Origin of the sequence: Lachnoanaerobaculum orale (assembly GCF_003862485.1) — a bacterium.
Lineage (GTDB): Bacteria > Bacillota > Clostridia > Lachnospirales > Lachnospiraceae > Lachnoanaerobaculum > Lachnoanaerobaculum orale.
Genome location: NZ_RRCM01000001.1, coordinates 1527839 through 1540541 on the forward strand (window position 1 = coordinate 1527839; position 12703 = coordinate 1540541).

The 12703-nt window shown below is 35.8% G+C and carries 10 protein-coding genes and 1 pseudogene; all 11 read right to left on the bottom strand.

Annotated features, from left to right (window positions below):
• Window positions 1-4 precede the first annotated feature (4 nt).
• Complete coding sequence (locus EHW90_RS07255) at window positions 5-2011, bottom strand: heparinase II/III family protein (RefSeq protein ID WP_124952186.1); 2007 nt, start codon at window positions 2009-2011, stop codon at window positions 5-7.
• On the bottom strand, window positions 2008-3411 hold the full coding sequence (locus EHW90_RS07260) for a sulfatase family protein (RefSeq protein WP_124952187.1): 1404 nt from the start codon (window positions 3409-3411) through the stop codon (window positions 2008-2010). Before EHW90_RS07260 ends, EHW90_RS07255 begins: the two co-directional genes overlap by 4 nt.
• Before the next feature lie 14 nt (window positions 3412-3425).
• Complete coding sequence (locus EHW90_RS07265) at window positions 3426-4310, bottom strand: carbohydrate ABC transporter permease (protein WP_009662473.1); 885 nt, start codon at window positions 4308-4310, stop codon at window positions 3426-3428.
• Between the two features lie 13 nt (window positions 4311-4323).
• Window positions 4324-5232 (bottom strand): carbohydrate ABC transporter permease, encoded by a 909-nt coding sequence (locus EHW90_RS07270; protein ID WP_009662680.1) that lies wholly within the window; start codon window positions 5230-5232, stop codon window positions 4324-4326.
• 136 nt (window positions 5233-5368) lie between these two features.
• Entirely contained in the window at window positions 5369-6697 is a 1329-nt protein-coding gene (locus EHW90_RS07275) for an ABC transporter substrate-binding protein (protein WP_124952188.1), read from the bottom strand.
• A gap of 97 nt (window positions 6698-6794) precedes the next feature.
• Window positions 6795-7868 carry a LacI family DNA-binding transcriptional regulator gene (locus EHW90_RS07280; RefSeq protein WP_124952189.1) on the bottom strand — a complete coding sequence of 358 codons (1074 nt, stop codon included), beginning with the start codon at window positions 7866-7868 and terminating at the stop codon, window positions 6795-6797.
• A 186-nt stretch (window positions 7869-8054) separates the two neighbouring features.
• Window positions 8055-9167 (bottom strand): anaerobic sulfatase maturase, encoded by a 1113-nt coding sequence (locus EHW90_RS07285; RefSeq protein WP_124952190.1) that lies wholly within the window; start codon window positions 9165-9167, stop codon window positions 8055-8057.
• Window positions 9142-9345 (bottom strand): hypothetical protein, encoded by a 204-nt coding sequence (locus tag EHW90_RS07290; protein ID WP_243113937.1) that lies wholly within the window; start codon window positions 9343-9345, stop codon window positions 9142-9144. Before EHW90_RS07290 ends, EHW90_RS07285 begins: the two co-directional genes overlap by 26 nt.
• Window positions 9346-9383: 38 nt before the next feature.
• The gene (locus EHW90_RS07295; protein ID WP_124952191.1) at window positions 9384-9920 is read right to left on the bottom strand and encodes a histidine phosphatase family protein; all 537 of its coding nucleotides are present in this window, start codon (window positions 9918-9920) and stop codon (window positions 9384-9386) included.
• Between the two features lie 456 nt (window positions 9921-10376).
• Window positions 10377-11717 carry an ATP-binding protein gene (locus tag EHW90_RS07300; RefSeq protein WP_124952192.1) on the bottom strand — a complete coding sequence of 447 codons (1341 nt, stop codon included), beginning with the start codon at window positions 11715-11717 and terminating at the stop codon, window positions 10377-10379.
• Window positions 11718-12044: 327 nt separating this feature from the next.
• Window positions 12045-12580, bottom strand: a pseudogene (locus tag EHW90_RS13875) (DNA-3-methyladenine glycosylase I).
• Window positions 12581-12703 lie beyond the last annotated feature (123 nt).

Below are 12703 nucleotides of genomic sequence, written 5' to 3' on the forward strand. Positions count from 1 at the left end.
AATACTACCATTTAAGTACTGTCATATATTCAGGATTTTTATGTAATTCGGCAACCATAGTTTGTCCGAGTCCATATACTCCTCTTATACCGTTTAAGTCACTATGATTTCCAACATCATTTTTAATGAGAACCACACTGTATTTCTCCTTGTTTCTTGTAATTACATATCCTTGAGCTGTATCCTTTGAAAGCATAACATCATAAGCAAAATTGTATACATCTTCTTTTACGATCTCTATCTTTTTATTTTCTCTATTTTTTACAATCACTGTGGTTAAAAAGTATGAACCTGTTGTATTTACTTTAATAGCAAACGTTTCTTCTATTTGATTATAATGTCTTGAAAGCAAAGAATTTGTAATTTCAGGTAATAATTCACCTTTTTCATCAAAGCACATTACACTAAACTCACATCTTTCCCCTTGCCCTGTTATCACGTTATTTTCCTTTTTTAGACTTATATTCTTTCCGAAGGCAAAATGCTGTAATAAGTAATTTTTCTTATTTCCTATAATTTCATCACTTATAATAATGATATCGGATGTCGGTGCTACAACACGCCTTCTAAGCAGCACTCCAATGTTCATATATCCACAGTGAAATCCTTCAAATAACAGCCGGTTTTTCTTGAAAACAAAAGTATTTCCCATGGAAGGAGGTAAACTTTTATAAATCCATGAATCCTTGCATTCCGCATATTCACTGTTATTTATAATTGGCACATTGTGGGCCTGACTACCTTTAAGTCTGTATCTTTCCTCTACATCTTTATATGTAAAACGTCCACTGTCCCTAAGTATTTCCTCACCTTCAAACCAAAGTTCCATATGAAGTTTGTCCTGATGTCCATGTCCTCCACCAAGGCTTGTGTTTCTAAAATAAATAAAGTCTGAACTCTCATTATAGGAGTCTCTCCATATAGCTTCACCACTTTCATGGCATGCTACAAGGCCTCCGGAGAGTCTTTTACTTTCTAATTTTTCATAGAATACTATTCCCTCAGTTCCAAAAAGCCATGCACTTTCAAAGTCAAGCTCCTTATAGCCTGCAAATTTAAGCAAACTGTCTTTAAACAATAATGCCGCCCTACTTAACAGATCTCTTACATCGGTATCATCCGAATCTCCTGTCAAAATTTGATGATGATTTGGATAAGTATGATATAAAGTAGCAAATGCCATATTTTTTATAATATTTTTTTCATCTTCCGAAAAAACCTCATCATTATAAAGCTTAGCCACTCTTAAAACTTCAAAATATGCATCCAAGACTTCATTATGATACATTGGAGATGCTTCCCATTGCATACCGTCATCATGTATCTGTGTATGAAGAGCCATCTTTAGAAAATAAATTGCTTTCTTTTTATATTCATCGTTTTTGAGTACCTGTGAAAGTACATATAAACCTGCATACTCCATAACACCCCAGTTACTTTTTATGGAAAAGCCCTCTTTAGGATTTGTTGCCAAATGATTTGCATGTACGGATAATGCCAAGAAAAACTTTTCTTTTATTTCATCCGTAACAAGAGGATGAGATGTGAAAAAGGACATTGCCCTTACCCAGTAGTCTGCACGAAGACCTGTCTCAAGTGTTCTCCAAACTTTTGAGTCGGTATTTTCAATATCAATATTTTCATTTATCCAATCAAGCATCTGATTTAGAAAAGTTATTACATATATATCATCTTGTTTAATCCAAAATGCCTGTCCCAAACATATAAAGTACCTGTGTCTGTTTAATTGAAAAATAAATTCTTCATCTTCATTAAAGGAGTAATTCCACTTTATTTTCTCAGCAAAATTTACCGGTTCATTTGTGGCTTCCATATCCCAGGGTAATCTGAAAAGAAATGTATTCTCTGTCAGCTCATCTGCGGTTTGAAGAATAATATCCCTCATCTCTTTGCAGTTTTTATTACAAAAGTCCGCAATTTTTATATATTCGTCTTTTTTGAATGAAAAATGTTCTTTAAAATCATCCCACAACAAATCTAAATTATTCATAGTTTACTGTTCCAGTTCTTATAAAAACCGTCATTTTGATGCTTCATCCATTTAATAACTTCTTCTTCCATCGTTTTAGCAAGCTGTTTATTCTCTTCATTATCTAAATCAAGAGTATTTTTTTGCTGCGGATCATTTTGTATATCATAAAGATATCTTTTAGGATTACAAATAACATCATAACCCAGCTCTATAACATAGGTGTATTTTCTTGTTCTAATCCCACGCCACCCATACTCGGCAGGGTTCTTACCCACTTTTTTGAATTTTTCCACAAAATCGGCTCTACCCGGGCATGCCATAATAAAGCTTACTCTATCCTCATCCTCATCACCTTTAATAAATTTGGAGCAGTCCTCTCCTTCAACTGTATCAGGTATAGCGCAACCCAAAAGTCCCAAAACTGTAGGCATCATATCCTGACTTCCCATACAGGTGGAACATCTTTTATTCTTGTTTCCCGGTAAATGTACTACAAAAGGAATTTTTATTGACTCCTCATACCAAACATGCTTGCCCATCAGCCCATGCGATCCCATCATATCTCCATGATCCGCCGACAAGATAACAAGAGTATCTTCGTACAGATTATTTTCTTTCAGGTAGTCAGTCAACCTTCCAAACTGCTTGTCAAGACCGCTTATAGCCGCATAATACTGCTTTGTGGTAAGCCTTAGTTCTTCCTCACTCATTGCGGCATTTTCCCCGGTATGATGATGAATATTTTCAAAGATAACATTTTCCTTTAACTCCACATTATCATACAGTTTTAAATATTCATCCGGCACTTCACTGTATACGCTATGTGGCGGATTCCAAGATATATACATGCCAAAAGGCTTTGATTTGTCCCGTATTTTAGACAGATATTCTATTGCCTTATCAGTTTCATGCTCAGGTGACCATTTGTTTACTTTAATCATCTCATCACTGTCATGCCAATAATGTGGTGATAAATGCATATCGTAAGTACCGTATGAGTACCAATAGTCAAACCCATGCCTTCTTACTCCCGGCGGAGTATATGCATCCCAATCTCTTGCACCTGACTTTGGAAATTCACAAATATTTTGTTCAGGTTCATCTAAATGCCATTTGCCTATATATGCGGTTTCATAACCGTTTTCTTTCAGCACCTGACCTACACAAATCTCTTCATCTTTTAATCTTAAAGATAATCCCTTCTTACAGTTTGTAAAAAATCCGGATGACAGTGGGTATTTTCCGGTCATAAGGCTGGCTCTGTGAGGAGAGCAAACCGGAAAAGTACTGAAAGTATGATCGCAATAGGTTGATTCTTTGCAAAACTTATCCATATTCGGAGTTTTAACCGGATCTTCCTTTGCATATCCCATAGCTCCGGCTCTCCATTGATCTGCAAAAACAAACAATAAATTCATATTGTGCTTCCTTCCTATCCCTTTACACCTCCGGTTATTCCACCGATTATCTTCTTTGAAAGTCCAATATAAAGTATAAATGTCGGAATAAATACAATTATTACAGAAGCAAATAGACCTGACCAGTCACCACTGTATTTCATTCCGTTTATCATTGAGAATAATCCAAGCGCTACAGGTCTTAGTTTCTCTGAATTTACAAATAAAAGTGAAAGGAAATATTCATTCCATATTGCTATGAAATTAAAAATTGTTACCGTTACAACTCCTCCTTGAGCCAGTGGAAATACAATCATCCAAAAAGCCTTTATCGGATGACATCCGTCTATAGCCGCCGCCTCTTCATAGGCACTTGAAATATTAGCAAAGTATGCCATAAGGAAGGTAGTTGTATAAGGTACTTTTATAGCTACAAACAAAACTATAAGTACAATTCTGTTTGAAAAAGCATTACCAAGTAATCCGGCTCCTGCCACCAATGTATACAATGGTATTATTACCATTATAAGAGGAACACCCATAGTTCCTGCCAGTGCGGAGGTAAGAAATTTTCTTCCTTTGAATTCAAATCTTTGTAAAACATAAGCATATGGGGCACATACAAGAATAATAAATACACAGGATAAAACCGCATAAATAAGTGAGTTTACAAAAAACACGGAAACATTTGATGATACCCATGCTTTAGCATAATTCTCAAAATGAAGTCCTGTTTTAAATCCTAAAATATCCCCTGAAAATATATCTGCGGTAGTAGACAAACTTGCAGCCACTACCCAGCCTAAAAGCACCGCAGTGAAAGCAACCCAAAGTATCAGTATTATATATCCGGGTAACAATTTAATCTCTTTTGATAAATTAAAAGGTGCGGATTTTTCTTTGTTTTTCAGCATTTTCATAATCTAACCTTTCTTAAAATTCCAAATCATCATCTTTAAGAACCCTATTGGCAACTCTAAATATAATTATTACCAAAGCGCAAAGAATTATACCTATTGCCGCACCTGCACCCGCATCACGAGAAATCATATCGGCAGTTTCAGCTCCGAATACTTTGGTATACATATATACCATGGGAACTACTGTTGATGTATCTGCAGTTAAAGGTGAGAAAAGCTGTGACCATATAAAGAATCCTGCAATACTTATTGACCACATAATAATATTTGTTCTTAAAATTCCTCTTAAAAGAGGCAATGTTATATGAAAAAACTGTTGGACCTTATTTGCACCGTCTATTCCTGATGCTTCATAGTATTCCTTACTTATTCTTTCAATACCGCTGATCCATATAAGCATATGATGTCCTATCATTCCGAAGCAGTAAGAAAATAAAAGTGCATAGAATTTGTGCTCCGCATCCAGCCACTGTATTTTCGCCAAACTCTCCAAACCGATCATTCTAAAGAAAGTTGTAAAAAATCCATAGGAGGAGTTAAATGCATATTGAATCCACATTGTAGCCATAGCTACCGCACTGATTACATTCGGCAAATATATTGCCGCCTGAAAAAATCCCTTTCCTCTTATTCCGCTTGTCAAAATAATAGCTATAAGTAAAGAGATTGAAAGTGTAACTATCCCTCCGATTGTCCATATCTTTGCTATATTAATAAGCGACTGTATAAACAACGGGGCATTAAACAAATCTACGTAATTTCCTAAGCCTCTAAATTCCCATTTGTTTATCGGATCCGTAATTTCCACTATCTTAAAAAAACTCATAATTACGGTTCTTATTATAGGGTAAATAAATACTCCAAGAAACAATATTGTTCCGGGAATAGTAAATGCCCAAATCATACTTTTATTGCGTTTCATAAATATTTTCCCTTCTGAAACAGGCAAGAGCCCGACTTTTAGATTATTATCTTAAAGGCAGCAATTTCACCGGTTAAAAAAGGCAGGTCAAATAACGACCTCGTTACCCGCCTGCCCTCTTTTGTTCATTTAGACTTTATTTTCCTGCTGCCTTTTTCATATTTTCAACAAATTCAGCACCTGTAATCTTACCTGAGTAAAGCTTAATTAAATTCTCCTTTAATGCCGGTGTGATCTCCGGATTGCTTTCCGCACCACCCATGATCTCTGTGCAGTTATCAAAGTATGGCTTTACATCAGCCAACTGCTCAGGCCATGAAGGATTCTGTGAATCTGCAGGAAGACTTATACTCTCCTTGGCAAGCTTCTCATCATATTCACCTCTTGTCATCTTCTCAATAAATCCGAATGCAGCTTCTTTATTCTTACATACTGAAGTAATAGCAAAGCTCTGTCCACCAATCATCATAGCTTCTGTGCCGTTAATTCCGTTATTAACTTCAGGATATCCGAAAAATCCCCATTCAAAATCGGGTCCTGTAATATTTTTAACTTCGTTAACAACATATGTTCCTACAGCATACATTGCAACCTTACCTGTAGCAAATTCTGTATTCTGTCCTGTAGGGAATACGTTTGAAGCCACAAGCTCTGAGAAATATCCCTTTGATGCAAGCTCAGCCAAATCATTAGCTGTTTGTAAAACTTCAGGTCTGTCCCATTCATTATTGTTAATAGTTTCCTTTAAACCTTGACTTCCTACAAGTCTTCCAAGATGCATACCGAAAGCCTGTGGTACATATGCATCATCAGTGGTAATCGGAGTTATTCCCGCATCTTTAAGCTTTTGACATACAGCAAGGAATTCATCCCAGTTTGCAGGTACCTTATCAATACCTGCTTCTTTGAAAAGCTTTTTATTGTAAAGATAAGCATTTGCCTTAAACTGATATGGAATCTCCTTAAGTACACCTTCATTATAGCTTCTGAAAAGATTCATCATTGTAGGATTTGAGCGAGACTCATAATCACTTTCTTTAACCAAATCCTCAAGACTTATAATACGATCACCGTAATTGCTCTTGTTTCCCTGTCCGTCAAAGAAGTCAACCTGCTGTTTTGCATCAAGTGCCGGAATCAAACCTTCTTTAATTCCTTTACGTCCCTTAAACTCTACTTCAATTTCTACACCGGTTTCTTTTTCATAAGCTTTTATGGCTTCGGCAATAACAATTCCCTGTGGCTCTGTAGCTTCCCAGTTTGACCAATATACGAGCTTCACTCCGCTGTAATCAGGACCTTTAGCTGTATCATCCTTTGATTCCCCGCTTGTACCCTCGCTTGATGCTTGAGCGGCTGTAGTACTTTCCTTGGCCGAATTGTTACCACAACCTGCCAGTATCGACATAATCATTGCACCGGAAATCACTGCAACTCCAACTTTTTGTAAAAACTTTCTCTTCATATAATCCTCCTTGAATATGAATATTCACATATAAATTTTACATATTTTATTAAACTGCATTCCGCTTCGGAAAACAGCAAATATAGTTCTAAAACAATCAATCCGCATAGAGATCCGCATTATTTTCAAGAGCGATATCAATTCTGCATGGTATAACATCAGGTACAGATATGTTTTTTATTAAGCAGTCCACCATGATCTTAAAAGCCATATATCCTTTATCATAAGGATTTTGGTCTATAACCGCCGACATTCTCTTCTTTTTTAAAAATTCCAAGGTTTCTTCATTTAAATCTGTTCCTATTATGGCAACTTTTTTATTATTACCATGTTTTTCAAGTGCTTCAACAAATGCTCTGTTATCATGAGAGGTAAGTGCATATATAAGACATATATCACTGTACTTATCAAGCGCCTCACATGCATTTTTATAGAGTTCTCCTCTATGATCCATATTCCTTGTATATCCTGTCACAAGTTCTATTATCAACTCCGGTTTGTTTTCTTTTATATAATTACAAAAGCTTTCCAAACGCCCCTCATGTATCTTTGAATCTTTGCGTCCACATGAAACAAGTATTCTTCCTTTACCTTGAGTAATAAGTGCTGCAAGCTCAGCCGCCACTTTACCCACCTGTATTTCCCTAGGTGGAATGCTTATGAGGCCTTCAGGAATTTCGATGTGATCGTCTATAACCAGCACCCTCATATCCTTTGCCAACATTCTCTGAAACTGCATAAGCACTTCTGATGCTCTTGTAAAAGAAATTGTTATAACACCGCCATATTCACCGGGCCCCTTATCGGCAATCTCTTTTAACTGCGCAAGTTGCTCTTCTTCGTTATCGCATACAAAAGGACTTATTTCTATATTTAGCCCTTTAAGCTCCTGTGCACCTTTATTAATACCGAGCCATAAATAATCAAAGTAAATTTTTTTCTCCCATTTGTCCTTTGGCAGCACTACCGCAACTTTACTGGTTTTTCTCTTAATGGAGGCGGCGGCATAATTTTCCACATACCCCATTTCTTTTGCCGTTTCCAAAATCTTGGAGCGAAGTTCACTACTTATCCCTTCTTTTCCTCTAAGTGCTCTGTGAACCGAAACAGCCGATATACCAAGTTCATTTGATATATCCTTTATGGTTACCTTGCCTGAAGCTTTTTTCATAAATAATCTATCTCCAATCTTTTAAAATCAAAGCCGGATATTAAGTCGAATTATCGTTTGCGTAACCGTTTACTTATGTGGTAAGTATATACCTAAATCGTTTTAATGTCAATATTTTTATTTATATTGTATAAAATGTATTTTGCTTTAAAATATACCTTATTTGCATCCGGAATATAAACATATTTATCTTAAACTATCGTATATTTCAAGTATTTTATCATAATGGGCATCAAAAAATATCTTATATGCTTCACAAAAATAATTACTGTATAGTCCGGTATTCGTGTCTAAATCTCTATTGCGCTGACATCCTCCTTTGCATACTCTGTAATATTTACATTCATGGCATGCCGTATCCAATTTAAGTGACTTTTCAATAAATCCAATTTCAATTCTTTTTTCGTCTATCTCACTTAAGTTGTTTTCATTGAAATTCCCAAGGCGATATTCGTCCATGGCATAGAAATCACATGGATATACACTTCCGTCAGCTTCCACTACTGTTTGAATTCCACATACTCCATTCTGCTCACAGGATTCCGCCATATACCCTCCGGCAAGATTTATATAATTTATAAACTGCCTGTTATATGGATCTTTCCCATTTATATAATCTTTATACCATAGATCAAATAAATCAATTAAAAACTTTCCATAAACTTTTGGTGTTAAGGAATAAAGCTTAGCCCCACGCACTTCATTTATCGGGTCAAGACAGGCTATATACTGTTGGTATTTCCATCCCTGTTTATTATAAAACCTGTAGATATCTGAAATATTCTTTGCAACCTTAGATGTAACAACGGTAAGAATATTATAATCCACCTTATGCTTATCAAGTAGTTTCGCCGAATTTATTATTCTGTCAAAAGTATTGTCTCCGTTTTTTGAATGTCTATAAGAATCGTGTATTTCTTTTGTACCGTCCACCGACAATCCTATTAAAAAATTGTTTTCCTTAAAAAAAGAACACCATTCATCTGTAAGGGCAAAACCGTTTGTCTGAAGGGCATTAGTTACTTCTATATTATTTTTATTGTACTGTTTTTGGTATGCCAATGCTTTTTTGAAAAAATCAATGCCACATAAGGTCGGCTCACCTCCCTGGAAAGCATAATGTATGCTCCCCTCCGCCCTAAGCATGGTTTTTCTGATTGTGTTTTTCAAAGTCTTTTCAGACATAAATCCATAGGAATTTTGCAAACGCTTACTTGCCTCATCACAGTAAAAACAATATTCACAAGACATATTGCAAAGACCTGATGCAGGCTTAATTAAAACAGTTATTGGGGGCATGGGATCTCCTTTTTGTTGGTGTGAGTTTCAGGTCAAACTCTTTTTCAAGTAATTTATCAACTTCATCTGCAGAATATATTTTTCCTGCTTTTATAGAAGCATAACCTTTCTTCAGTTCCGTATCGAGTTGCTCTCTAGTCATTGTAGCAATAGATAACAGTATAGATTTATCTGTCATAGTAGCACCTCCATTTTCTCATAAAACTATTGTAATAATTATTTCTCCACCACAACATAACTTCCGGTTTTATAATGTATATTTGACTTTTCATACCTAAAACCCTCATTCTTAAATGCATTCAATAGAGTATGCATAAAAAATCCATGTGTTATGACTATAGCATCCTCTCCATCCCTACAAAGCATATTTACAAAACTTTTCGCACGTTTTTTTGTAATCAATCTTCCTTCAATCTGTCTTGCAATATTAAAAAACCACTGAATCCGTCCAACAAAATTCCAAAACCACAATGGTAATTTAATTTTTGAATCAAAAGCGGACCTTAAGGGCACTTCATCTATCAGCTCAGTTTGTCTAAGGTGGGTTTGTCCGAATATACTTATAGCAGTCTCTCTACTTCTTGACAATGTACTTATATAAATATTTTTATGATTAAAATACGGGAAATCTTGCTCAGTGTATTCGACAAAAGAGCTATCGTATTCTTTGCAGGCTTTATCAAATTCGTCTGAGGTATACCATTTTTTCCATATATATTTTACTCTTGAATGTCGCATAATAATTACTTTCATGATACCTCCCGAATAAGTTATAAGTACATTATTATTTAATAGCTAAATCCGGCAGTTTTAAATATATTATAAATAGCTTTAGTATATCACATATACACCGGTATACTTCTGATATCAATAAAACATAATATAATGCAGGCTGATTCGCTACAAAATATAAAATTATTATATCCTCTTTTTTACAGCTAAATATATGTCTAATACCGGATTTTTATAATAAATGCGTATTTACTACTTTTATCAAAATGTGCGTTAGAACCTATCAAATTCAGCTTGCCCTGCAACCTTACTGTACTTTGCCCTATCATTTGACTAAACTCATACTCCCTCCATACGATGTAGCAGCTTCCAATCCGCATAAAATACACAAATTACAGGTGGGTGCAAGTGGGTGCAACTTTTGACATCAGACACACCGTCTCCACATGAAACGAGTGAACACCAAGTATGCCGCTTCTATAAAAACGGCACCATATACACAGGGATATAATTAATGCCATTTTCCCACTTATAATCCTTCGTATGAACGACGTATTTATCTCTTATCCGGCTACTGAATTTTATACAAAAATTGTCCAGCGATTTATGATTTCTATAGTTTCCTGATTTAAATTCCACCGGACATATTTTATCGCCTGTTGATATTAGAAAGTCGATTTCATGCAAATGATTTGAAGTTTCACTCCCCATTGTATAATAAAAAAGTTTGTTTCCTTTAGCAGTTAGCATCTGAGCGACTGCATTCTCGTATACATACCCCAGGTTTGCCTCCAGTTTATCAGAAAGCAGTTTATTATAGATTATATTTTCAGTGTATTTCTTATCTCTGAAAGCAAGAGTTACAAACAATCCTACATCAGATGTAAAAAGCTTATAGCGCCCCGCATCCTTCTCAAGCGACATTCCTACACTTGGATTATTAGCATGATATGCAATAAGCACTGTATATGAACTCAACATATCAGGGATAAGCTCCTTCATTTGTTCTGATTTGATGCCGGCTCTAGCATTTGCCAAAACATATCTTGATGCATTACCGCTAAGGCTAGCCGGAATCGCATCATAGACATCTCCCGCAAGGCCTGTTCCATCTATTTTTGTGAAATCTTCCTCGTATAAATCTACAATTTCTCTTTTAGCTTCATCAACTGCCTGCAGATTATTATCTGCCACATACGTTTCAACTGCCTGTGGCATACCGCCAACAAGCATATACAGCCTAAAAATACGCATCAGACTCCTATGCATCGCATTACCGGCCGGCCTTTTATTTTCCAACAGAATTTGAATTGTATCTGCAGTTACTTCATCTCCGATTGCCCACAGAAATTCTTCAAAATCCATGGGGTACATATCTATTTTATGTTCCTCGCTTGGTATGAGAATATCCTTCGTATTTTTCCTTATAGACAAAAGTGAGCCCGTCTCTATATATTTATATCTTCCGTCCGCAACAAGATACTTAATAGCCTGCCTTGCCTTAGGCAGAAGCTGTACCTCATCAAATATGATTACTGATTCCTGCTCATACAGTCTAACACCAGTCAGCTGTTGCAGTTGGAGAAAGAAAAAATCCAAACTATACATATCCTCGAATAAGCTATTGATATCTTTACCGGTACGAGCAAAATCAAGCAATATATATGATTTGAATTCTTTACTTGCGAACTCCTCGACAATCGTTGATTTTCCGACACGTCTGGCTCCTCTTATCAAAAGTGCATACTTATCGCTACGATTGTTTTTCCATTCAAGAATTTCATTATATATTTTCCTTTTAAAAACTGTTGTCTCCATATATATCACCTCACTATAATGATTCTACTCCAAATCCCCATTTATGTAAAGCGTAATATTCCTTAAATCCCCATTTTAAGATTTATGAATTTTCTTCAAATCCCCATTTGACAGTCTTACTTTTGTAACATCTGCCTTTATAAAAATACATTAAACTGATTTGCCATGAGCAATTCGTCTTTCTTCGTCATAAGCTTCAATGCCCCTAATCCTCTCGTATATATAAATCAATATCCCATTGGTTTAATTCAATCCTGAATCCGTGAAGCTAATTTTATATTTAAACATTGATTTAAAGGATTATTATATCTTGATATGACTTCTCTCCTATCGATATTTACAATCTACTAAGTGGTCATTCACAATCCCGATAGACTGCAGAAAAGAATACGTGATGACCGGGCCTACAAAACTGATGCCACGTTTTTTCATGTCTTTGCTTAGACGAATAGAAATATTAGACTCTACAGCTATTTCTGAGAGTTCTTTCCAATGCCTGTCAATTTGCTGTCCATCTCATCAAAAGAGCCGAACTCATTCTGTATCTTCTGTACTGCCAGTGCATTCTTGCGGACGCTGAAGATCTTGTTTCGATTTCGTATGAGGCCTGTATATGACATTAAAGCCGTAAGTTCTTCATCTGTCATAACTGAGCAGGCATCAATTTTAAAATTGTGAAATGCCTTACGGTAATTCTCCCTCTTATGCATTACCGTTGCCCAGGAAAGCCCGACACTTGCCCATTCAAGGCACAGCATCTCAAATTCAAAATCATCATCATGATTAATTTTACACCACTCGTGGTCATGGTATTCCTCTAGTACCAGATCACCTTCCGACCAAGTTTGACACTGACTGCTCATTGCATTTCCTTTCTCATATACTCAATTTTCAATCTTTGTCTCGCTCCCTAACACTAGTGATTGCCGCAATACTGTCTCAGCATAAATTACGGAGTTTATTCATAAATATGTCATCATATCAGC